At 53.3% G+C, this 23,262-nt stretch carries 26 protein-coding genes and 1 tRNA gene; 13 read left to right on the forward strand and 14 right to left on the reverse strand.

Annotation, left to right across the window (positions count from 1 at the left end):
• Positions 1–124: 124 nt before the first annotated feature.
• The 9 genes from NITSA_RS08835 to NITSA_RS08875 form a co-directional block, all read right to left on the reverse strand.
• Positions 125–1,468 carry a TRAP transporter large permease gene (locus NITSA_RS08835; RefSeq protein ID WP_013554675.1) on the reverse strand — a complete coding sequence of 448 codons (1,344 nt, stop codon included), beginning with the start codon at positions 1,466–1,468 and terminating at the stop codon, positions 125–127.
• A complete protein-coding gene (locus NITSA_RS08840) occupies positions 1,465–2,004 on the reverse strand; it encodes a TRAP transporter small permease subunit (RefSeq protein ID WP_013554676.1) in 540 nt (179 codons plus the stop codon). The genes NITSA_RS08835 and NITSA_RS08840 overlap by 4 nt, the downstream gene beginning before the upstream one ends.
• Before the next feature lie 140 nt (positions 2,005–2,144).
• Entirely contained in the window at positions 2,145–3,224 is a 1,080-nt protein-coding gene (locus NITSA_RS08845) for a TRAP transporter substrate-binding protein (RefSeq protein ID WP_013554677.1), read from the reverse strand.
• A gap of 513 nt (positions 3,225–3,737) precedes the next feature.
• Entirely contained in the window at positions 3,738–4,691 is a 954-nt protein-coding gene (locus tag NITSA_RS08850; RefSeq protein ID WP_013554678.1) for a thiamine pyrophosphate-dependent enzyme, read from the reverse strand.
• 1 nt (position 4,692) lies between these two features.
• Complete coding sequence (locus NITSA_RS08855) at positions 4,693–5,934, reverse strand: 2-oxoacid:ferredoxin oxidoreductase subunit alpha (RefSeq protein ID WP_013554679.1); 1,242 nt, start codon at positions 5,932–5,934, stop codon at positions 4,693–4,695.
• Positions 5,935–5,943: 9 nt separating this feature from the next.
• A complete protein-coding gene (locus NITSA_RS08860) occupies positions 5,944–6,336 on the reverse strand; it encodes a 4Fe-4S dicluster domain-containing protein (RefSeq protein WP_042204402.1) in 393 nt (130 codons plus the stop codon).
• Between the two features lie 69 nt (positions 6,337–6,405).
• Positions 6,406–6,969 (reverse strand): pyruvate flavodoxin oxidoreductase subunit gamma, encoded by a 564-nt coding sequence (locus NITSA_RS08865; RefSeq protein WP_013554681.1) that lies wholly within the window; start codon positions 6,967–6,969, stop codon positions 6,406–6,408.
• Positions 6,970–7,031: 62 nt separating this feature from the next.
• Positions 7,032–7,706, reverse strand: coding sequence for an HAD family hydrolase (locus NITSA_RS08870; protein WP_013554682.1), 675 nt, complete (start codon positions 7,704–7,706; stop codon positions 7,032–7,034).
• Between the two features lie 161 nt (positions 7,707–7,867).
• Entirely contained in the window at positions 7,868–9,382 is a 1,515-nt protein-coding gene (locus NITSA_RS08875; RefSeq protein WP_013554683.1) for a peptide-binding protein, read from the reverse strand.
• A gap of 206 nt (positions 9,383–9,588) precedes the next feature.
• Between NITSA_RS08875 and NITSA_RS08880 the strand changes: the two genes are divergently transcribed.
• The 13 genes from NITSA_RS08880 to NITSA_RS08930 all read left to right on the forward strand — a co-directional run bounded on the left by NITSA_RS08880 (position 9,589) and on the right by NITSA_RS08930 (position 20,971).
• Positions 9,589–11,061, forward strand: coding sequence for an NAD(P)/FAD-dependent oxidoreductase (locus tag NITSA_RS08880; RefSeq protein ID WP_013554684.1), 1,473 nt, complete (start codon positions 9,589–9,591; stop codon positions 11,059–11,061).
• A 27-nt stretch (positions 11,062–11,088) separates the two neighbouring features.
• Positions 11,089–11,265: a hypothetical protein gene (locus NITSA_RS11425; RefSeq protein ID WP_013554685.1), complete on the forward strand. Its 177-nt coding sequence runs from the start codon at positions 11,089–11,091 to the stop codon at positions 11,263–11,265.
• Positions 11,266–11,391: 126 nt separating this feature from the next.
• Complete coding sequence (locus NITSA_RS08885; protein WP_013554686.1) at positions 11,392–12,243, forward strand: peptide deformylase; 852 nt, start codon at positions 11,392–11,394, stop codon at positions 12,241–12,243.
• A gap of 306 nt (positions 12,244–12,549) precedes the next feature.
• Complete coding sequence (locus NITSA_RS08890) at positions 12,550–14,946, forward strand: molybdopterin-containing oxidoreductase family protein (protein ID WP_013554687.1); 2,397 nt, start codon at positions 12,550–12,552, stop codon at positions 14,944–14,946.
• 2 nt (positions 14,947–14,948) lie between these two features.
• Positions 14,949–15,512 carry a 4Fe-4S dicluster domain-containing protein gene (locus tag NITSA_RS08895; RefSeq protein ID WP_013554688.1) on the forward strand — a complete coding sequence of 188 codons (564 nt, stop codon included), beginning with the start codon at positions 14,949–14,951 and terminating at the stop codon, positions 15,510–15,512.
• A 10-nt stretch (positions 15,513–15,522) separates the two neighbouring features.
• Positions 15,523–16,752: an NrfD/PsrC family molybdoenzyme membrane anchor subunit gene (gene nrfD / locus NITSA_RS08900; protein ID WP_013554689.1), complete on the forward strand. Its 1,230-nt coding sequence runs from the start codon at positions 15,523–15,525 to the stop codon at positions 16,750–16,752.
• Between the two features lie 16 nt (positions 16,753–16,768).
• Entirely contained in the window at positions 16,769–17,101 is a 333-nt protein-coding gene (locus NITSA_RS10950; protein WP_013554690.1) for a hypothetical protein, read from the forward strand.
• A 163-nt stretch (positions 17,102–17,264) separates the two neighbouring features.
• Positions 17,265–17,363 (forward strand) — tRNA-Sec (locus tag NITSA_RS11325).
• Between the two features lie 183 nt (positions 17,364–17,546).
• A complete protein-coding gene (locus NITSA_RS08910) occupies positions 17,547–18,713 on the forward strand; it encodes a tyrosine-type recombinase/integrase (RefSeq protein ID WP_013554691.1) in 1,167 nt (388 codons plus the stop codon).
• A 263-nt stretch (positions 18,714–18,976) separates the two neighbouring features.
• The gene (locus NITSA_RS08915) at positions 18,977–19,552 is read left to right on the forward strand and encodes a hypothetical protein (protein WP_013554692.1); all 576 of its coding nucleotides are present in this window, start codon (positions 18,977–18,979) and stop codon (positions 19,550–19,552) included.
• A gap of 151 nt (positions 19,553–19,703) precedes the next feature.
• Entirely contained in the window at positions 19,704–19,922 is a 219-nt protein-coding gene (locus NITSA_RS11790; RefSeq protein ID WP_042203934.1) for a helix-turn-helix domain-containing protein, read from the forward strand.
• Positions 19,923–20,279: 357 nt separating this feature from the next.
• Positions 20,280–20,555, forward strand: coding sequence for a hypothetical protein (locus tag NITSA_RS08925; protein ID WP_013554693.1), 276 nt, complete (start codon positions 20,280–20,282; stop codon positions 20,553–20,555).
• Positions 20,552–20,971: a hypothetical protein gene (locus NITSA_RS08930; RefSeq protein ID WP_013554694.1), complete on the forward strand. Its 420-nt coding sequence runs from the start codon at positions 20,552–20,554 to the stop codon at positions 20,969–20,971. Before NITSA_RS08925 ends, NITSA_RS08930 begins: the two co-directional genes overlap by 4 nt.
• On the opposite strand, the gene NITSA_RS11795 is transcribed toward NITSA_RS08930, so the two are convergent.
• The 5 genes from NITSA_RS11795 to NITSA_RS11180 are packed head-to-tail and all read right to left on the reverse strand — an operon-like array spanning position 20,913 to position 23,262.
• Positions 20,913–21,323: a DUF1353 domain-containing protein gene (locus tag NITSA_RS11795; RefSeq protein WP_083799873.1), complete on the reverse strand. Its 411-nt coding sequence runs from the start codon at positions 21,321–21,323 to the stop codon at positions 20,913–20,915. The two genes, NITSA_RS08930 and NITSA_RS11795, sit on opposite strands and share 59 nt — an antisense overlap.
• On the reverse strand, positions 21,284–22,006 hold the full coding sequence (locus tag NITSA_RS10955; protein WP_013554696.1) for an NlpC/P60 family protein: 723 nt from the start codon (positions 22,004–22,006) through the stop codon (positions 21,284–21,286). The genes NITSA_RS11795 and NITSA_RS10955 overlap by 40 nt, the downstream gene beginning before the upstream one ends.
• A complete protein-coding gene (locus tag NITSA_RS08940) occupies positions 22,003–22,182 on the reverse strand; it encodes a hypothetical protein (protein ID WP_013554697.1) in 180 nt (59 codons plus the stop codon). Before NITSA_RS08940 ends, NITSA_RS10955 begins: the two co-directional genes overlap by 4 nt.
• A 13-nt stretch (positions 22,183–22,195) precedes the next feature.
• Positions 22,196–23,101: a phage late control D family protein gene (locus NITSA_RS08945; protein WP_013554698.1), complete on the reverse strand. Its 906-nt coding sequence runs from the start codon at positions 23,099–23,101 to the stop codon at positions 22,196–22,198.
• The gene (locus tag NITSA_RS11180; protein ID WP_083799874.1) at positions 23,092–23,262 is read right to left on the reverse strand and encodes a tail protein X; all 171 of its coding nucleotides are present in this window, start codon (positions 23,260–23,262) and stop codon (positions 23,092–23,094) included. Before NITSA_RS11180 ends, NITSA_RS08945 begins: the two co-directional genes overlap by 10 nt.

Below are 23,262 nucleotides of genomic sequence, written 5' to 3' on the forward strand. Positions count from 1 at the left end.
ACTTCTCTCGAACAAACCCTCTTTTTCAGGGATAGTGACTTTGGTCATTGAACACAACGACTCTTTTATGCAATTTTATTATGCGACTGAAGTCGCATCTCCGGGTTCTCGCTCTCTGTGCAGATTACCCGTGGAATCCATAAAGCGTGGGAAAAAGAACAATCGAAGCCAGGACCAATATCTGTAGGATGATAAAAGGAATGACCCCCCGATAGATATCGGTCGTCTTGACCTCCGGCGGAGCGACCCCCTTGAGGTAGAAGAGGCTGAAGCCGAAGGGGGGTGTCAGGAAGGAACTCTGAAGGTTCAGTGCGATCAGGATAGCGAACCACATCGGATCGATCCCGATCGTCTGGGCAATGGGCAGCAGGATCGGCACGACGATGTAGGAGATTTCGAAAAAGTCGATGAAGAAGCCCAGGAACATGATGATCGCCATAGAGAGGATCAGAAAGCCCCACTTCTCACCGGGAAGCTGGGTCATGAAGTGCTCCACGATTTCGTCGGCACCGCTGTAGATAAAGACCATCGAAAAGGCAGTGGCGCCGACCAGGATGGCGAAGACCATGGAGGTGGTCTTGACGGTCTCCAAAGATGCCTCTTTGACCATTTTGTAACTCAGTTTACGATAGAGCGCCGCCAGGATCAGACTGCCCAAAGCGCCCAGGGAGGCCGATTCCGTCGGCGTGGCGATCCCGGCGAAGATCGATCCCAACACCAGGACGATGAGGGTCAGGGGCGGGATGATGGCGATGAGGGCCTTTTTGACACTGGCCCCGTATTTCATCCCCTCTTCCGGCTCCAGAGCCGGAGCCACTTCGGGCTTGAGAAAAGAAATAACGAGAATATAGAGAATATAGACTCCCACCAGGGCCATTCCCGGCCAAATGGCCGCTTTGAAGAGGTCGCCGACCGGCAGCTGAAAGACATCAGCCAGGACGATCAGCACGATGGAGGGGGGAATGATCTGCCCCAGGGTTCCCGCCGCGCAGATGGTTCCGGTAGAAAGCGGTTTATCGTAGCCGTGACGCAACATGATCGGCAGGCTGATGACTCCCATCGCCACGACCGAGGCGCCTACCACCCCGGTCGAAGCGGCAAGCAGCGCCCCGATGAGCACCGTAGAGATCGCCAAACCTCCCCTCACCTTGCCGAAGAGCGTCCCCATACTCTCCAACAGCCGCTCGGCCAGCTGGGATTTTTGCAGGACGATCCCCATAAAGATGAAGAGAGGGACTGCCATCAGAATCTTGTTGGTCATGATGGAGTAGATACGGAAGGGCATCATGCTGAACATGGAGAGAAATTCATCCCACCAATCCGCCAGCGTCACCCCGCCGTCAGGTAGTAGCTCAAACAGCGCCGCCAAGGCTCCGAAGTAGATCGAAACCGCCCCGAAGGTAAAAGCGACAGGAAAACCGATCACCAGCAGCAGCAGTGCCGCGCCGAACATAATCAGGCCGATCATTCGATCACCTCCTCTTCGGGCTCGGGAAGCGGAGGCTCGACCCCCCGAAGGATGTTGATGTTGTGAAGCATAAAGTTAAAAGCGCAAAAGATCAGGAAAGCAAACGCCAGAGGGATCTGTGCCTTGATGATCCAGCGATAGGGCAACCCTCCCGGATCTTCGCTGATCTCGTGGGTCGTATAGGCATCCATCACGAAATCCCAGGAGCCGTAGATCACCAGCAGCGCCAGCGGCAGTAGGAAAAAGATGGTCCCGAGAATATTGATCCAGGCCTGCTTGCAGGGGCTGAGCCGATCGTAGAGGAAGTCCACCCGTACGTGGGCGTTGTAGCGCAGTGCATAGCCGGTGCCGTAGAGCATGATCACGGCAAAAGTGTGCCACTCCAGCTCCTGCATAGCGATGGAACTGTCGTGAAAGACATAGCGCATCATCACATCCCAGGCCACATTGAAAATGAGCCAGATCATCAAAATCCCGGTCAGGTATCCGACGGCATCGATGATCTTGTCGGTGATCTTTTCCAGTTTGCTCAGCAAAGAGAATCCTTTGGGTTTAGTTATTAGTCATTGGTCATTAGTCATTGGGAGATTGAGAGATTGGGAGATTGGATTAGTAGTCATTTTATAAAGAGCTCTAATACCAATGACTAATCGCGTAACGAACGCTACAGCGTTCGTTACTTTGTAATGCCCAGCTCTTTGGACATCTGCAGATAGTAATACTGGCTCATCATCGACCAGTCGCGGGCTTTCTTCATATAGGAGAAGTAGTCGTCGCGAATCTCTTTAAACTTGGGGTTTTTGGCCGCATACTCGTCGTAGACTTCGTCTGCCGCTTTTTTCAGTGCCTTGAGTACCGGAAGGGGGAAAGTCTTGACCTGGATATCGGGGTGCTCTTTTTTCATTTTTTGCCATGCATCGACCGATTCGGCAAAGTTCTCGATATACATATCCATCGCCGCCGCTTTCATCCCGACTTCCAGCATCGTCTGATACTTCTTGGGCAGTTTGTCGAAGGCCTTTTTGTTGACCAGGAACTGCATCTCGGAAGCGGGCTCATGCCAGCCGGTGTAGTAATATTTGGCGACTTTGTGGAAGCCCATCTTGATATCCATACCGGGCCCGACCCACTCCAAAGCGTCGATGGTGCCGCGGTCGAGTGCTGTATAGAGCTCCCCGGCGGGAATGTTGGTCACGTTGACGCCCAGCTTGGCCATGACCTCTCCGGCCAGGCCGGGGATACGCATTTTGAGCCCCTTGAGGTCATCGACGGTCTTGATCTCCTTGCGGAACCAACCCCCCATCTGGTTGCCGGTATTTCCGCCGGGATAGCTGTAGACACCGAACTTGTCGTAGACCTCTTTCATATATTTCATCCCGTTGCCGTAGTAGAACCAGGCATACTGCTCGGAGGGGGTCATGCCGAAGGGAACCGTGGTAAACCAAACGGTATTGATATCTTTACCCTTCCAGTAATAGGAACCGCTGTGTCCCATCTGATACTGGCCGCCTTTGACCATATCGAGGATCCCCAGAGGCGCTTTGTGCTTCTCTTTTCCCTCCACCTTGATAATAAACTGACCGTCGCTCATCTCTTTCATCCAAGCCGCCAGCTTCGCCGGAGGAGACGCCAGAGGAGTCAAGGTGGAAGGCCAGGTCTCCGCCAGCTTCCAGCGGATCTTTTTGGCCGCTACTGGAGAAGCCAGCACCATCGCAGCGGCTGCCACCGCACTGATCTTGAGGATCGTCTTTTTCATTTTCACTCCTTGGGAAATGGAATAACGGTAAATTGTAGCTCAAAGAGACTAAATGACAAATTGAGAATTGAGAATTGAGGAGAGAAGAACTAGTAACTAGAAACGAGTAACTAGTAATTTATTAATCGAAGAAGATATGGCAAAACAAACTTCGATGTAGAAAGTTTCGGATTTGGTATAGATTCGTTCGAGGCGTGTGAGTGGAACGAGGGAGCTTACTCAAAGTAAGTGACAAAACGTCGAGAAATATTTTTTAGCGATCAAGGATGATTACGGATTTGCCGTAGATTTGTTCGAGATGCGTGAGTGAAGCGAGAGAGCGTACTTAAAGTACGTGACCGAGCAGAACGAAGCAGCTCGGGCGAAGATACGGTAAAAACTACTTAGATGTAGAAAGTTTCGGATTTGGTATAGATTCGTTCGAGGCGTGTGAGTGGAGCGAAGGAGCTTACTCAAAGTAAGTGACCGAGTGCAACGAAGCGACTCGGACGAAGATGTGCCGAAGCCGAAACTTTATACCTTGGCTTCTTCGCGGCGTTGCAGATACTCCCACTTCTCATTGATCTCTTTCTGGATCCGATCGATCACGTGCCGGTTCTCCGGCTTGAAGAGGTGCTTGTAGCGTCCCTGGGCCGCCAGGTACTCCTCGACCGGGATGACGTTTTTGGGTCGGTAGAGAATGTTGAGCTCGGTCCCGTTGATGATCTCATAGATGGGGAACATCAGTGTGTCGGTCGCCAGGTCGGTGATGTGGATCGTATCTTTGGGGTTGAACTTCCACTCGGTGGTACAGGCGCTGACGGTGTTGATGAAACAGGGCCCTTCGGTCTCGAGGGCTTTTTGGAAACCTTTGGCCATGATCTTCCACTTGTTGGGAGCCAGCTGGGCGACATAGGGGGCTCCGTGTGCAGCCATGATGGCGACCATATCTTTTTTCTTCTGCTTCTTCCCGTAGCTGACCCGGCCCGCCTGGGCGGTCGACGTATGGGCACCGATCGGAGTCGAAGAGGAGCGCTGGCCGCCGGTATTGGCATAGTTTTCATTGTCGAGGCAAATGTAGGTAAAGTCATGGCCACGCTCGACTGCACCGGAGAGCCACTGGAATCCGATGTCGTAGGTCGCACCGTCCCCGCCAAACGCGACGAACTTGACGGGAGCATCGGGATCTTTGAGGGTCCCTTTGCGCTTGCGGGCCTTGTACATCGCTTCGGCACCCGAAGCGGCGGAGGCAGCGTTCTCGAATCCGATGTGGATCCAGGAGGTATCCCAGGAGGTGTAGGGATAGACCGCCGTACAGACTTCGAGGCATCCGGTGGCGCTTGCGATCACCAGGTTGTCGTCGGTAGCGTTCATCAGTTCCCGAACGATCATCGAGTGGGCACAGCCGGGACAGAGGAGATGCGCTCCTTCGAAGCGCTCGTTGGCGGTGGAAAATTCTTTCAGGTTTTTAATGGATTGCAATGCCATTTCAGCTCCTTTTCATCTCATAAAATCCCAGCTTGGGTCCGCGCAGACCGCTGAACTGCTGTACGGGTGTTGTAATGTATCCGACATCGGCATTGGCCTTCTGCTCTCTGAAGATCCGCTTGGCTTCTTCGACGGAGAAGTCCCGGCCTCCGAGTCCGTAGATAAAGTTGGTCACCATCGGGCGCTGATCGGCGGGGATGGTCGCCAAGGCTCCGCAGGTTTCGTTATAGAGGGCACCCATGGCTCCCATAGGGCAGGAGCGGTCGAGGGCTGCGACGCATTTCAGTCCCGCCAGGCTCTCTCTGAGCTCTTCGAAGGGGAAGGGGCGGATACAGCGGGGAGCGACGACCCCTGCCTTGATCCCCTCCTCTTCCCGCAGTTGCTTGGCGGCAAGAATGGAAGTTTCGACGGTACTGCCCAGGGCGAGGATCGCCACTTCGGCATCTTCCATCATATAGGTTTCCAGACGCTTGTATTTCCGTCCGGTCTTCTTCTCGAACTCGTCGAAGACCCGGTCGATCACCGTATAGGAATCCATCAGCGCGCGGTGCTGCTTCGCTTTATGCTCGTAGTGCCAATCCTCCTCGGTCTGGGCTCCGTAGGTGACGGGCTTGGAGAAGTCGAGCATCTCTTCGACGGGCTTATAGTCACCGACAAAAGCGTAGGCTTCGTCGTCGCTGAGAGGATGTATATTCTGGGCAGTGTGGGAAGTGACAAAGCCGTCTTGATGGACCATCACCGGCAGGCGGACATTGATGTCTTCGCCGATTTTGAAAGCGCAGAGGTTCAGGTCGTAAGCCTCCTGGGCATTGAAGGCATCGAGCTGGACCCAGCCGCTGTCGCGTCCCAGATACATATCGCCGTGATCACCCCGGACGTTCAGCGGAGAAGCCAGAGCCCGGTTGACGACATTGAGGACGATGGGCAGGCGCATTCCGGATGCCTGGTAAAGCACCTCGACCATCAGCATATATCCCTGAGACGATGTGGCGGTCGCGACCCGTCCTCCGGCAGCGGCGGCACCGACGCAGGTAGACATCGCGCCGTGCTCCGATTCGACCATGACATATTCACCGTCGATATACCCGTTGGCGACGAAGGCTCCATAGGTTTCCACGATCGGGGTGGAGGGGGTGATGGGATAGGCGGCGACCACATCCACCTGGGCTTGCCGCAGCGCCTGGGCGGCGGCGTAGTTTCCGTCCCAGACTTCGACTTCATTCAGTTGCATTTTCTCAGCCATGACAATCCTTTACTTTTTCTCTTTCTTTTTCTTCTCGGGCCACTGGGAGAGGGCACTCTCCAGATCCTCCGCTTCGGCAAACATCAGCAGGGACTTGGGGTTGGTGGGGCAGACTTCGACACAGACGCCGCACCCTTTGCAGTGATCGTAATCGATTCCCAGCATCTGCTTGTCCCGGGAGATGATGGAGGTATCGGGGCACCAGACCCAGCAGTTTTGGCAGTCGATGCAGATATCCCGGTTGTAGACCGGCTTGATCACCCGCCAGGAGGCGACGGTCGCCGTATAGCTGCTGAAATCGCTGTAGGGGCGCTCTTCAGGACGGATATGCGCCACATTTTCCACTTCCTGTTCGAAGGAGTTGAGGACGACCCCGTGGGTCACTTCATCCCAGCCTACCAGCTCTTCGGCACCCAGTTCCCGGATACCGCGTTTGTCGGTTGCCAATACACCTTTCATGTCGATCCTTTCTTATTTCACTTCGTTGTAGGCACGGGTGATCGCGCGCATGTTCCCGTCGATGATCTTCTGGGGGAATTTGGCAAGAACCCGTTTCATCGCATCCAGGAAAAAGTCGAGCTCGAACATCCCGGAGACTTTGACCCAGGCACCCAGCATCGGGGCATTGGGGATGGCACGCCCGATCTCATCCATGGAGATCTGCATGCAGTCGACCACATGGACACGATCTTTTTTATCCTGAAGCTCGGGGATCTGGGCGATCAGCTCCTCTTTGCTCATATGGGTCGTGATGACATACTGTGTCTCGGGCTTGTCGTTTTCGGTGATGTTGTCGGTAAAGGCAAGCGCCGGGTCGATGACCAGAACATAGTCGGGGCGCATGAATTTTTCATGGTTGATGATCGGCTCATCGTCGATCCGGTTGTAGGCGCGCATCGCCGCCCCCCGCTTGGCGGAACCGTAAAGGGCGAAGGCTTGAACCTCTTTGCCGGTCGTGGAGACGACGTCTCCCAAACCCTTGGCACCGGTCACGGCTCCCTGTCCGGCACGGGAATGCCATCTGATCTCTATCATAAATCCTCCTCGAACTTGGAAATTGAACCTATTGTAATCGGCTGAGCTTAAAAGAGCCTTTTTTATGAGGGTTCAACGGGTGTTTGGGCGATCAGTGTCACAGCGCTCAACGCATCGGGGGCCAAACGCTCTCCGCAACGCCGCAGGTCCTCCTCTTTCCCGTAGCCGCAGAGCAGCCCGATCCCCTCGATCCCCGCCCGGCGCGCCGCCTCCAGGTCCATACAGGTATCGCCGATCATCCAGCATCCCTTTGGGGGACACCCCATCCGCTTCAGAGCGGAGAGGATCGGCTCGGGGTGGGGTTTGTGCCGGGTGACATCTTCGCTGCCGATCAACACATCGAAATACTCCATCAGCCCGAAATGCTCCATCAGTTCCTGGGAGTAGAGGCCGGTCTTGGTGGTCACGATCCCCAGGCGGGCGAACTCCGCCGCTTTTTTCACTGCAGCTTCAGCCCCGGGGAGCAGAACGGTCTTTTGAGTGTGGACCTGCCGGTAATTCTCTTTGTAGGTCCGGACATAGTCGTCGATCCGCTCTTCGGGTACCCCCAGCTTGCGATACATATCGGCCAGTGGATGCCCCACCTGTGCTTTGATCACCTCCACATCAGGCACTTCACCCCCCAGAATTTCGAAGCTCCGGGCGAAACTCTCCAGAATCGCTTCCGTCGAATCGATCAGGGTACCGTCGAGATCGAAGAGGATGGTGTATGGTCGTCGGTTGTCGGATATTGGCATTTTTACTCCATATTATAAATAGTCACAAGTCGCAAGTATTTTTTGAGTGTTAAGCGTCGAGCGCTGAGTGTTGAGAGTTTTTCTCGGTTGCAGCAAATCAAAAATTCTCAATTTCGGTTCCTCACTCCTCATTCCTCACTCCTCACTGGATTGAGCTCCGCTCAATCCCTGATTTTCCAATCGATAAAGTTGTGCTGAATACCGATGATGGAGGGAGTGACTCCCTTGATCCGCCGGCTCACCGCTGTGATGGAGTTGGGGATATAGAGGAAGACATAGGGGTAATCCCGAACGATGAGTTTGAAAATTTTACGGTAGTTGGCGGCGAAGGCTTCGGGATCTACCAGGCGTTCACTCTCCTTGATGAGGCGATCCACTTGGGGGTTGTGGTAGCCCACGAAATTGAAGCCCCCCTTTTTGTCCCCGTCACTGTGCCAAATGCTGTAGGCGTCGGGGATGAGGCTCAGGCTCCAGCCCAGCAGCACCGCTTCGAAATGACGGGGGAAGACCACGGTATTGAGAAAGGCTTGCCACTCCATCGTGCGGATCTTCATCTGCACGCCGATCTTGAGCAACTGCTGCTGAATGATCTGGGCCGCGTAGATGCGGGTTTCGTTGCCGGTGTTGGTCACCAGGGTAAATTTCAAGGGGTGCTTCGTATCATAGCCCGCCTGTTTCAAAAGCTCTTTCGCCTTTCGGGGGTTATAGCCTTCGGGGGTGAAATCTTTGGGATAGACAGCGCTTCCGGGCATAAAGGGGCCGTAACAGGGAGAACCGTGGGAAAAGAAGAGCAGATCGATAATCTCCTGCCGGTCGATCCCCAGGGCGATCGCCCGCCGCACCCGCCGATCACGGAATTTCGGGTCGCGGAGATTGAAGCCCAGATAGGTGTAACTGTAGCTCAGCTGCTCGTAGATGGCATACTTTTCGCGAAATCCCGGACCCGCCTGGCGGGTGAGCTGGAGGGGGCTCAATCCGCCGATATCGAGTTTGCCGGCTTTGAGCATCATAAACTCGGTGGCCGGATCCCCTATATAATGATAGATCTGCTTCTTGATAAAAGGTGGATGCTCGTAATAGTGCTCGTTGGCTTTGAGGACGATCCGCTCGTTGATGCCGAAGGGTTTGGTCATTTTGTAGGGGCCGGTTCCAACGGGCAATTTGTTGAGCCGGCTGCGCATGGGGTCTTTTTCTTTTTTCCAGAGGTGCTCCGGGAGCATCCCCATCATCCAGATCGAAAGGGCCTTGAAATAGGGTTGGGCGTAATGGACCCTTACCGTATACTCATCCGGAGTCTCCACCGATTTCACATATTTGAAATCGCTCTTGTAGGGGGTGACTACTTTATCGGAGCGGAGGAAATCATAGGTGAATTTCACATCCCTGGCTGTAAAGGGATGGCCGTCGTGCCAGCGCACCCCTTGACGCAATTTGAAAAGAAGGGTCCGGTTGTCTTCGAAATGCCAACTTTGCGCCAAATCCGGAACGATCGAACCGTCGGCATCGAATTTGAGCAGACCGTTGAAGATCCAATCGGCGATTTCACTGCTGGAGCTGTCGGTGGCAAGCAGGGGATTGAGTCGGGTGGGCGAGGAGGAGATCGCCCGGTGGAAGGTCGCAGAATCCGCCAGGAGCATTCCCGTCAAAAAGAGCATGATTCCCAGCCATCGCTTCATCCACACCTCCTGATGTGAGCGGATTTTAACATAGTTTTTCCCCGCTCTATCCAGAGGAAACGGACGATAGGTAATTAAAGTATTAATTAAAGATATATTACTTATAAGCATTACTATTTTTTATAGAAAATTTTTCATTTTTAATTGGAGTTTAATCAAGTCCGGACTAGAATAGAAGCCAATCAAAATCAATCGAAAGGATAGGCATGGCTAGAGTAGTAGTTATGGGCGGTGGTGTTTCAGGACATACCGCTGCAACCTTCGCCAAGAAATGGCTGGGCAACGAACACGAGGTAGTCGTCGTCACCCCCAATGCGAATTGGAACTGGATCCCCTCCAACATTTGGGTGGGTGTTGGCGAAATGAAGAAGGAGGAAGTCGTCTTCCCCCTCGCCCCCGTTTACGAAAAAGCGGGGATCGATTACCGCCAGGCCAAAGCAGTCTCCATTCATCCCGAGGGGAGTGAAGAGTTGGAAAAACCCTTCATCACCATCGAGTATACCGGTCAGGGCAAAGAGGGCAAGACCGATCAGATCACTTATGATTATCTGATCAACGCCACCGGCCCCAAACTTAACTTCGACGCGACTCCCGGACTGGGTAATGGCCAGGGCCAGCTCGGGCCCCATACCGTCTCTGTCTGTACCGCCGATCATGCCGTACATGCCAATAACGAACTGCGCAAAATCTTCGAAAAAGCCAAACAGGGCAAGAAACAGAAGATCGTCGTCGGAACCGGTCACGGAATGTGTACGTGCCAGGGAGCCGCGTTTGAATATATCTTCAACATCGAATTTGAAGCCCAAAAAGCCGGCATCCGCGATATGCTCGACATCGAATGGATCTCCAACGAATCGTTCCTCGGTGATTTCGGTATCGGCGGTCTGCACATCAAACGTGGTGGTTATGCCGCGAGTTCCAAGCTCTTTACCGAGTCGCTCTTCGTCGAGCGTGGGGTTGACTGGACCATCGGTGCCCATGTAAACAAAGTCGAAGAAGGCAAGCTCCATTATGAGCAACTCGACGGAAGTGAAGGAGAAATAGAGTTCGACTTCGCAATGCTGATTCCCCCCTTCTCCGGTGTCGGCCTCAAAGCCTACAACAAAGCGGGAGAGGACATCACCGGAGAGATCTTCGCACCCAACGGCTTCCTGAAAGTGGATGCCGACTATACCGCCAAGCCTTACGAAGAGTGGAAAGCGAGCGACTGGCCCCGTACCTATCAGAACCCCACTTACAAGAACATCTTCGCCGTGGGAATCGCCTTCGCTCCCCCGCATGGAATTTCCAAGCCGATGAAGTCACCCAAAGGTACTCCCATCAACCCGACGCCTCCGAGAACCGGTATGCCCTCCGGTATCATCGGGAAGAACGTCGCACATACCGTCGTCGATCTGATCAAAGAAGGCCCCACCGCCAAGCTTCACGAAGCTTCCATGGCGGAAATGGGTGCGGCGTGCGTCGCCTCTGCCGGTAAGAGCCTCACCAAAGGTTTGGCAGCTGCGCTGACCGTCTATCCCGTCGTTCCCGATTTCGAAAAGTATCCCGGACTCGGTCGTGATCTTGACTACACCTTCGGTGAAGTCGGTCTTGCAGGACACTGGATCAAGCATATCCTGCATCACCTGTTCATCTATAAAGCCAAGCTCAAGCCGGGTTGGACCCTGATTCCCGAATAATACAAACAATAAAACAAAGGAGAAAGAATGGCCAGTGTAGATCACTCCATCACCAAGCACGTTCAAGCATACGAGCCCAGCTTCGAGACCATGGTTCCCACTCCCATGGTCAAGTTTTTCCGGACTTGCCTGATTTGGCAATTCATCCGTTTCATCATCATCAACATCAAGATGATCCTGGTCGTGAAGAAAAGCCACGGCTAAAGACCCCGAAGGCTGCTCATAGCCTTCGAGCCTCACTTAATTATCCACCTTTTTTTATAAACTACGTCGCCTTTGTCAAGGACTTCACGAAGTCTTTTGCAAAAGTTTCATATCAAAGGATCTGTTTTGGTTAAAGAGCTCGTTGTCTATCCTGATGACCGCATCCTCTCCTGCGTTGATGTCCGGGATTTCAGGGATGAAAGCCTTCCCCGTCTCCTCAATGACATCGAAGAGACGATGGAAGCCCACGGGCTCAACGCCCTGACTGCGATGCAGGTAGCTCACCCCTTCAATATCATCGTCATCAAAAAGGAGGACGGCAGCTACTGGGAACTGATCAATCCGCGTATCCTCAAAAAAGAGGGGCGTTTCGAGCACCAGGAGAGTACTTCCTACTATCCCGATATCGAATTGACCGTTCCCCGCTACGAAAAGATCAACCTCATTTATGAAGATCGCAATGGCCAACCGCACAGCATCAAAATCGAAGATCGGGAATTGGCGGCTTTGATCCAGCAGCAGATGGATTTTCTCGCCGGGGGAACCCCACTCGACCGTGTGGACAAGAATTACCGGGAAAAGGTCCTCACCGCCCTGGCCAACAAAGGACTTATGCCTCAGCCTGGCGATGTCTGCCCCACTTTTAGCCGCAAAGATTACATCACAAGTTTCACCGACAAAATCCTCTTCCTGATGGGGCTTTCTCTCCTGACCCCTTTGGCGGCGAAACTCTTCAGCTGGTCCGAAACGACGGTGGCAAAAATCTATGCCTTTGACAAATTCGCCTTCCCTTTCGTCATCGTTCTTCTGGTGATCTATTTCATCTATGCTCAATACGAAGCGAAAAAATACCGTCAGTGCAGCTCCTGCCAAATCGGAAACCAGATCGGCATCATCATCAAACGCTTCGTCGCCGCCCTCGCCTTCGCTGTAGGAGCATGGCTGCTCGTCAATCCCCACAGTCCTCTTTTTCGATAAGTTCACACCACACATTTACCCCTTTTCCGGTTCAGTCGATGAGCCGGAGGTATCCTCCACCCGACATTCTCGACAAAGAGAGAATCCTCCGTATACAGTCATCATATATTCATCAATTTCCTCCTCCCAAACATGATCAATCAATTCCCCAAGTATGCAAAAAGTGGCGTAAAAACTATTTTCTACGTCAATTTTTGCCAAAAAACAAGAGTAAATAAAGCTTTTAGATGTATCATATAATGCAAGGTTATAAATAAGAGAGATTTACTCTCATTTATAGACCGAATCTGATGAAGGAGAAGGCAGATGGAAGTTGAAGTTTCCAGGCGAAGATTTCTAGGCGGCACCGTCGCTATGACGATCTTCGGCGGAGCGGCAGTGAGTACCGGGCTGCTCTCGGGAGGAGAGGAGAAACATAACTCCTCCTCTCCCCGTATTCCCAAGACGGTCACCACCAAGACCGGGACCGGGGAAGCCGAAAAGGTACCGTTCCTATGTGGAATGTGTGTCAATAAATGTGCGGGGTATGCCCGGGTAGAGGATGGGATCATCACCAAACTCGACCCCAACCCCCATTTCCCCAAATCACGGAATATGCTCTGTCCCCGCGGAAACGCAGGGATCCAGACCACTTATGACCCCGACCGGCTGAAGTACCCCTTGATCCGTGTCGGCGAACGCGGATCGGGGAAATTCAAGCGGATCAGCTGGGAAGAGGCTTACGATGCCATTCTCAACGGCACCGACAAGTTCAAAGGCCTCAAACAGATCCTCGATGAGGAGAAAGACAACCGGGCCACGATCGGATACTGCAACGGCGAAGGCCTCTCCAAAGAGGGCTTCGAAACCTTGGTCGGGCAGAAGCTGGGAAGCCCCAACTATGTCGACGAGGTAAGTATCTGTCTCGAAACCGCCGGCGCCGGCTTCTTCGCGACTCTGGGCGTCTATCCCGAGATCGACTTCGAGCATGCCGACTACCTGATCATCTCCGGGGCCAACCGGGCCGAAGCGATCATCACCCCCGATACCCAGGATATGTTCAAGCATACCAAGCGCCGCGGCATCAAAAAGACGGTCTGCATCGACCCCCGCTTCACCAATACAGCCGCCAAAGCGGACAAATGGCTCCCAGTCAACCCGGGGACCGACCTCGCCTTCGTTTTGGCGTTGACCTGGGTCGTTTTCAACGAAAATCTCCAGAATGAAGCCTTTATGAAAAAATACGGGGTCGGGTATGAGGAGTACAAACAGCACATCCTCTCCCACAAATATACCCCGGAGTGGGCGGAGCCGATCTGCGGCATCAAAGCGAAGGATATCTACACCATCGCCCGGGAATTCATGCAGGCGGAAGCTCCCGTCTACTATCCCGGTCGCCGCTCCGTCTTCAGCCCCAACGACTATCAACTCCGCCGGGCCATGGCGATCTTCCAGGCCCTCAGCGGCAACATCGACAAAAAGGGCGGCTACATCTACGGCAATCCGATCATGCTCCCGCCCGAATACGTCAACGCACCGATCTACGACCAGGCCAAAGAACGCTTCGATACCGAAGGGATCGCTTTCCCCACACTCAAATCAGGTTCGTGGATTGTCTTTAGAAACATGGTGCTCGAGGGTAAAAACCCCTATCCGCTGCGCGTGATGTTCATGCGCAAACACAATCCGATGATGAGTGTTCCCAACAGCGCCAAGACTGCAGAGTTCCTCAAAAAGATGGACCTCAACGTCATGATCGATATCCTCCCCAGCGATACCGCCATGTACGCCGATGTCATTTTGCCCGAGGCAAGTTACCTGGAGCGTACTTCCCCCGTCAAAGCCTACGGATTCCTCGAGCCGGCCGTGGTCATGCGCAAAGCGGCGATCAAGCCCCTCTACGAAACCAAAGAGCCCGAAGTAATCTACAAAGAATTGGCGGAGAAACTGGCCAAACCCCTTTTCGAGATCAGCAAAAAGTACGACAAGGATCTCCAGGAGCAGATCAAACTCCGTGGCGAAAAGAAAGTCTTCGAAGAGGACGGATGGAATCTCGCCGACGCGTGGGAACTCCCTGTCTATGAGAAGAACAAAGAGATCATCGAAAAAGCCTTCGGCCCCAAAGCGTGGGAGATTTTGGATGAGAAAGGGGTCTACTACCCCCATATGGAGGAGTACTTCAAACAGCTCAATCCCAACGAGTATCAGTACTATCCCAAATCCAAGAAGTTCTACTCGACGATGGGAGACAAAAAACGGGTCGTCTGCAAATTCGACAGATTGGCAACCCGGGGTATCGACCCTATGCCGACCTGGCATGACGAGTGGAAGTTCAGCGTTCCGGAGGGCAAATTCCGTCTCATCACCGGACGCCATGCCCAATTCACCCAGAGCGGAACGACCAACAACGCGATGCTGCGTGACCTGATCCCCACCAACTATCTCTGGATCAACAAGCGCACCGCGAAGAAAATGGGAATCGAATTCGGCGACAAAGTCGAAATCAAGAGCGAAGTGGGCAAAGGCCAACTCCTGGCTTATCCCACCGAAAAAATCGCTCCTAACCAGGTCTTTATGCTCCACGGATTCGGCAGCCAGAGCGAAGGATTGGAGCTGGCCTACGGCAACGGCTGCAACGACGCCGCCATCATCAAAGACGATTTCGAACCGGTCTTTGGCGCTGCCGTTATGCACAGTACCAACGTTGAAATAAGGAAGGTGTAACCATGGCACGATACGGAATGGCTTTGGATTATAAAAACTGCATCAACTGCAAGGCGTGTGAAGTCGCCTGTAAAGAGGAAAACGGTGTCCTCCTCGGGGCGGACAAACACCGTATCTGGGTCGGGGTCAACGAGGTAGAGGGAGAGTGGCCGCTGCTGGATATCGTCTCCAGCACTTTCCTCCCCAGCCAGTGTCAGCACTGTGACAATGCCCCCTGTCAGGAGGTCTGTCCCACCCACGCCACCTACTACGACGAAAACGGCGTGGTCCGGGTCGACAGCAACAAATGCATTCTCTGCAGCTACTGCATGAACGCCTGCCCCTACGACGCCCGCTACGTCGACGACCGTACGATGACTGTCGACAAATGTACGTTCTGTTCCGACACCCGTCTGGCAAGGGGCGAAACGACCACCGCTTGTCAAAACACGTGCCCGACCAAAGTCCGGACCTTCGGTGACCTGGATGACCCCGAGAGTGAGATCAGCATCCTGCTCAAAACCCGGGAGCATTTCAGTCTCAAATCGCATCTGGGTACCAAGCCCAAACTCTTCTATCTAACCTAAGGAGGCTGTGATGGCTGAAGCTGTAACAACGAATGAGGGATTTGTGGCAAAGGTAAAAGCCTTTCTCGCAACCATCCCCTATAACAAAATCACGATCAGGGATCTTCTGAATTATCCCAAAGAGCCCGGAAGCACCTTTATTGTGCTGATGACCCTCCTTTTCCTGGCCTTTTACGTCATCGGTATCGGTATCTATCTTGTCGAAGGGCATGAGGCTTACGGCGTCACACGGCAGCACCCCTGGGGTTTGCTGATCGCCGTCTATATCTTCTTCGTTGTCAGTTCCACGGGGCTCTGTATCGTCGGCTCACTGGGGGACGTTTTCGGTTTCAAAGATTACGAAGTGATCTCCAAACGGGCGATCTTCGGGTCGATCGTGACGATTCTTTCCGGATTTGCCGTCATCGCCTTTGAGATCGGCCACCCGATCCGCATGATGATCTGGAACGTCCTCACTCCCGGCCTGCGCTCGGCGATCTGGTGGATGGGAACCCTCTACGGCCTCTATCTGACCTTTATGATCATCGAGTTTGTCTTCCTGCTCAAGCATGATATGAAGAAAGCCAAGATCTTCGGTCTGATCGGTCTGCTGGTCGGTCTGGCGGCCCACTCCAACCTGGGAGGGGTATTTGGATTCCTCAATGCCCGTCTGATCTCCCAGGGGGTCTTCTATCCGACCTACTTCATCCTGACGGCCTTCATCACCGGAATCTATCTGGCCTTTATTATGATGGGATTCCGCTATCGGCTGAACTTCCCGGAGAACATCAGAAAGATGCTGGTCAACCTGGCCAAAATCCAGGGGCTGCTCATCGCTATCCTGATGTTCTTCGAAACCTGGAAAATGCTGACTGCCATCTACGGCGGCGTTCCGGGACGCTCCGATGTAGCCGAGCATATCCTGACTACCTGGACCTTCTGGTGTGAAGTGATCTTTGGTATGTTGATTCCCTTTATCATCATTCTCAAAAGCTACGGCAAGAATGTCACCGGAATGTTCTGGGGATCCTTGATCGGTATGGTCGGTATCTTCTTCATGCGCTATGACCTGGTACACGATACCCAGCTCAAACCGCTGCAAATGATGAAAACCCGTGAATATATGCTGCCTCCCGAGTGGGTACACTATACCCCCAGCGCCACTGAGATCATGATCTCTCTGGGCGGTCTGGGACTCTGTATCCTGCTTTATTACATTGGGACCAAACTGTTCAATCTTGATGCCGAACCCGAGCATTGAAAGGAGAAATGGCCAAATGAAAAACGTGACCCGTTTTCTGCTGGCGGTCGGTCTGGGCCTGACGCTCTTTAGCGCCGTAGGTTCTGCCGATCCCAGCAAAGGTGGAAAGATCATCGACAAGCTCTTGATGCGGTCCGGCGGATGCCCCATCCCCGCTTCACGTGTCGCTATGGCCCACTCAGTAGCCGAGTGGGCCAAGATCTACAAAGAAGGGAAAATGGAAGAGGAGATCCAAAAACTCTGCCATAAAAAAGAACCCCTTCCGAAGATCACAAACAAGAAATACGCAAAGGATGTCTACGATTATTTGAGCACCTATGCGTACGACAGCGGCGGCGTGCCCGCCTGATAAGTTGACAAGCAGGAGCGAGGTTCGCTCATACGGAAGTTTGTCAACTTCATCTTCAAAGTCCGGGATGAGCTCCCGGAAAAAATCTTTTTCATATCGCTCGATAGTTTACTTTTTCGGGATCGACTGAGGTATAATGTCGTTTCGATTTCCCTATGAGAATGGGGGGTATGTGATCCTGGTGGACACCGCGGGCTTCAAACCCGATCGTCCGGGCGGATGACCGTCCGGAGGGAGGTTCGATTCCTCCACCCTCTCGCCACGATAACTTCATAGTTCTTCGTATTTCCCCTTTTTATCCCATTTTATCGACGTTTTAATCTCCGTTTTCTTTCGTTGCGTTTCGCCAAATTTCGCCACCATTAAAAAAAGTTAGGGGTATAATAGGGGCATTTTGGGCAATGGGGGAACCGGATGCCCCTAAAACCAGTCTAGGAGGGCGACAATGGCACGCGGGGTGGTACCTTTGAGCGATACGAAGATCAGGCAGGCGAAACCTAGAGAGAAACCGTATAAGCTTTTCGATGGAGGTGGGCTCTATCTCTATGTGTCACCGAAAGGGGCAAAGAGCTGGAGGATGAAATATCGGCATCCGGTAACCAAAAAAGACCAGACCATCACATTCGGCCTCTACCCCGGCATCTCACTCAAACGGGCCAGGGAGATGCGCGAAGAGGTACGCTCCGCATTGATAGATGGGCTCGATCCCAAATGCCCGGCCGGTGAAGAGGTGAGGTTTCGGGATCTGGCTACCGAGTGGCTGGATCTGCAAAAGATCGGCAACAAACATAGGCGTTTCCAGCGCGGGCGGCTGGACAACCATATCAATCCCCGGATAGGCGATCTGCCGATAGACAAGATCACGAGGCGGGACGTGGCGCGGGTGCTGACGGAGGTCTACGCCGCAGGCAAAGAGGAGACGGCCGGGCGATTGCACTCGATCATCACGTCGGTCCTGAGATACGCGGTGGCCAGAGGGCTGATCGAGCACAATGTCGCAGCGGATATTGACCGCGCGACCTTGATCCCGCCGCCAGAGAAAAAACACTTGCGCACGATCACCAACCCGAAAGAGATCGGGCACTTTGTCCAGGCAGTCAAAGAGTACCCCGGGTATTGGGTCACCAGCCGCGCGCTCCTGCTGCAACTCTACACCGCCACTCGACCGGGAGAAGCGCGGGGGATGCGCTGGGATGAGATCGACGGTGATCTCTGGCATATCCCGGCCCATCGAATGAAAATGAAACGCCCCCACACCGTGCCGCTTTCAGTCCCGGCCCGACAGATCATCGAAGAGATGCGGGGATTCTGCGGGGATTCCGAGTTTGTATTCCCCTCCCCTTTTTCCAAGACGCGGCCAATCAGCAACAACACGGTCAATGTAGCGATCAAGCGCATCGGTTATGGGGACAAGCTCGTCGCACACGGTTTGCGCTCGATGTTCTCGACCATAGCACACGAGCAGAGCGGATTCCCTCACGAAGTAATTGAGGCACAGCTGGCCCACGCTACCGGCTCCGAGGTTAGCCGGGCCTACAACCGGGCTGAATACCTCGATGAGCGCCGCAAACTGGTGGAATGGTGGGCTGGGTGGCTAGAGGGGCTGGCCTAGTTGCGACCTCTACCACCCCAAGACTGTAAGCACCCTCCCAAGCCCCCCCGATCTCTCGGGGCACGATCAAATCAATGTGACCATAGCCGACACAATATAGTCACAATTTGGTCACAGTGTGCCTGTATCCTAATCAGGATACAGGCTCGAAAAGCCAAAACGTCCGCTTTTTTATTGTTTTTCGTGCATTTTGAATGTTTTCCCCTTGACATACAGCTCATTTTGAGCTATAATTAGGGTATAAATAAATTAAAGGAGAGGTGATGATGAAGGGAACGATTTGTTACAATGATGATAGAGGGGTCTTCTGCGACGACCCCAAGAGAGCGTTTTGGGCAGATGACATGGACGAGGTTGTCATAGCCAAAAAAGAGGATCTGAATCGAGCTGGGTTGCAGGCGGAGGACCTTGGCAGGCTTTCACGTGATGAGATCGACAACATCATGATGGAACATGCCATTAACGTAGAAGAATTCCCATTTGAAGGTTATTTTGAAGAGCCAAAAGAAGGGGAATATATCGTGATTTTCACAGACGATAGCGATTCTAAGGTCGGGGACGACCCCTATTTCTGGGACTACGACAATATTGGCATCAGATACTGGGATGGATCAAACTGGAAGGAAGAGTTTTTCAATTTCTCTACTGACGTCGAAATTGTCAGAGAAATAGAGGGAAAAGACGACAGATATTTTGTCGCCCGGGACGGCGATGATTTTTGGGGATGCTACGAGTCTGACAGAAATTATGGTCCTGCAAGATGTCAGCTCATGAGCAAGTATGACCAGAGTATGAGTGATGAAAATCTGGCTGAGTTGATAGACGCGATTCTTTGGTGATATGAGGATTCGGAAAAAGTTACCCGGGCTTTGCACCCGGTTGGCCCGAAGGCTGATCGCATCCGGGCGGAACGCAATGTTCGCGCGTTTTCGTTCCAAATCCCATAGGGAACCCGGATGCGTAGCGAAATGATATCAAAAAAGGAGAACTATGTCAAGCCTCATAAAGGAAGTACAAGGGGCTCTCGGTCTTACCCAGATCGAGCTTGCAAAAAAGATGGGTGTCAGCCCGGCGACTCTACGCCGTTGGGCTGAGGAACTGCCGCCACATGCAAAAGCACACCTTGAGGCACTGCTTGATCTATGCAAATGTCAGCAAAAACTATCGAAGTTGACAGAAGCGATACGTATAGTGGAGTCTCACTTGTAGTATATATGATGATGCCCTTTTACTGCTGCATACCACAGCCTCACAGTCCACGGCGGGAAGATAGTCGCTTTGATTTGGTAGCCACACGCTCCATAACAGCCTGGGAACATCGGCTCCGAGGTTAGTCGGGCCTACAACCGGGCCGAATATCTCGATGAGCGCCGCAAATTGGTAGAATGGTGGGCTCAGTGGTTGGAGGGGCTGGGATAGTCACAATTTGGTCACATTGTGCCAACCCCACCAAACAATCCCATATGTTCAGATTTTTTACAATATTTTCCGATTTTATCTGATTTTCACTTGACAAATCCGATTATATAGGATATACTACGGTATATAAAGAATAAAGGAGATGAGATGAAACTGATTCGCAATAAAGATCGCCTGGGTTACGGCAAAGAGGACAAGTGGCTTTACCGTGGGTATAAGACTGAGGACGGGGCCTACTATATCCTCGAAGAGAGCGACGGATACAGCCCCTATATCCATGTCATCCATGCCGAAGACTACCCAAGGATTTATGATGAGTATGGCAACAAGATCGAGCGTATATCCAAATTCTCGATTGCCAGCGTAAAGGGCGGTTTGAGCGAAGAGCAGGCCCGGAAAGCCTTGAGAAAGGTTGCTATATGAAAATCACACAAAAAGACATCGCCCGATATTTCGGGCTTTCCGAAGACACAATCACAAAATGGAAAAAGGGGAGCGTAGAGCAGCAGCGCCGCTACTATGCGATGCGTGAATATTACGAGCGCCAGCATCGCGGTTGGGAGATCGACTACCAGAGCGGCAAGGCCACCCATCCCAATATCGTGGTCAAAATCTCAGAAGAGCCGACCGCTCCATTTCTGATTTGCGACAAGATGGTTTCCCTGGGGTTCGACAAAAAAGACGACGATGGAGTGCGCCATTTTTATGTCGCCCCGCTTGAGATTGACAAAAGTCTCTGGAAAGAAGCGGAAAAAGGCGGGGGCAAATCTCTGGCTCGGCTTATGAGTCAGCTTGGGGATGCGTTTGATCTTGACAAGTGGGGCGCGGCCCATACTTGACACGGTGATACCCTCTCACCGCCGCATACCACAACCTCACCGTCCACGCTCCTACTCCCAACCTCCTCAGAGCACGATACAGCACACGATCCGCTCTCTCGTATTCGCCCAGGTCGCACAGGTAATCGTGGAGGACCACCGCCGGCAGATAGTCGCTTTGATTTGGCGGCCAAATGCTCCATAACAGCCGGGGAACATCGGCGCCATTGGTGCGGTACCCGGCCGGGACGCTGACCCCCAGCCAGTCAAACGGTTTCAGCAGTTTGTAGCGGTGGCCAGGGAGCGGGCAGATGTGGAGATTTTCGTAGGGGCTCACGCTTCCTTGCCTCCCAGCCCGGCGACCCCGTGCCACTCTGCGAGCTCGAAGCTCTCGGGATGGTAGTCATCGGGGATGCGAAAATCTATCCATACGTGAGCCGGGTATTTTTTGACACAGACGGCATCGTTCTGGTTGCCTCCCAGGATGTAGAGATATTTGCCGTCAGGCGTTGCCCCGACGACGAAGCCGACGTGTCCGCCTCCTTTGCGGCTCTTGACCGCAATAGCCCCAAGTACAGGGCGGTGGGCCGACCTTCCGAAATGGAGCCAGCTTTTGGCTCCCAAAGAGTAATCCGGGATCTGATCGCCATATCCCGCCTGCACCATCACCCAGCCGACGAAACCGGCACACCAGGGGGTCTCGTCGTCCTTGACCCATTTGCCCCACTTCGTGGCGTGCATATACTCCAGTACGCGCGGGTTGTGGGTCGGGCCGTGAATTTCTTTGACTCCTATCTCTTTGATGGCGATCTGGAGCCACGTAGGAAGATGCCCCGGCACGTCGGGAGGATGCTCGATCTCCCAGATCGTTTGCCAGAGGGCGCGGTTGTTCACGCTCTTGATAGCGGCGGCGGTTATCGGACCGAACTCTCCATCGATGGCGATGTTTTTGCCCAGGAGTTTGAGCGCTTTTTGAATCAGCCGGATTTTGTCCTCATCACCCCACTCCACGAGTAGACGGCTACCAGGGTTATGGAGCGTTTCGATCAGGCTCATAGGCACACCTCCACCCTGATAACCAGATTCCCGGCAGCATCTCTATCGGATGATACGATATCGAGCCGCACCCCTTCGATGACTACCGCACTCTCCCCTTTCTGCCAAGCTGCGATGATCTCGTCACGATGCCGCCCGTCCAGGTACCGCCCGAATTGATTGACTACGCTCGTCATATTGCCTCCTGCTTTAGATTGCCCATTCAAGTTCAACGGTCGAAGTGAATTTCTCACCCACTTTATGCACGGCCCTTGTGATGAGATATTCTCCGTCGGCTTTGCCGAACCCCACACACGTCACCTTCCCTCCGGCGATGATGTTCTGCCCCTCGATCGTCACCGACCCGGTGCGGCTTTTTGCCTGGAGTTTTTCGAGCTTAGCCGTCGCCAGGTCTTTGGCCTCCTGTTTGTTTTTCGCCTGGATCTCCATGTGATATTCCGGGGCTCCTTTACCTACCACGATCTCAACCTTTTTGTTCCGTTTCGGATCGTGGTATTTGGCCCGGACCGAGTTGTAATAAAATTTCCGCGACTGTCGAAAATGCCACTTCTCCGCCTGCATTGCGTTGATCACAAAATAAGGCAGGGCATCGGACTTCTTTGAGAGGAAAATCAGCGTGCTGTTTTTGACGTTGAAAATGGCGTTGTATTTGTCGGCGAACCGCTTGAGCAAAGCCACGTCGCTCTCGTTCTTCTGGTCCACGTGTTCGAGCTGATGCGTCATATCACACTTTACTTGCAATCCGTAGCGCTTCGCCACTTTGCCCACCAGTTCTTTGAGGGTGAGCTTCTGATAGCTCTTGTCGCGCTTCTTTTTCATCTCGTCGGAAAAAGCCGCGCTAGTGAAGATCAGCCGCTCCCGATCATTCTCCGGCTCGATCGATTGCAGGTTGTAGCTCCCCAGGGGCCACAACGCGCCCTCCTGATAGCCTGCCAGCGCCGTAACGGTCATCTCCTGGGCGATCGTCGCACTGGAAAACTCACAAACAACGGAGAGGCTGTCGGATTCGTCGTCGATGTTGTCCGTCACCGAAACCTCCGAGACCCCGGTGGCTACCAAGGCCCCCAGCACTTGAATAAACGGAGTTACGACCATAGATTCACCCCTTTTGCCTGCTTCTCCTCTCTCTCGGGCAGTTTAAGGAGCGTCCCGGCCGGGATGATAGGCATCTTGTGGGTCTCGGGGTTGAGCCGGAGGATCTTCTCCGTGTAATCCACCGTGCCGAAAACATCCATCGAGACCTGATCCGCCCTCAT

The organism is Nitratifractor salsuginis DSM 16511, from assembly GCF_000186245.1.
Taxonomy (GTDB): Bacteria; Campylobacterota; Campylobacteria; order Campylobacterales; family Sulfurovaceae; genus Nitratifractor; species Nitratifractor salsuginis.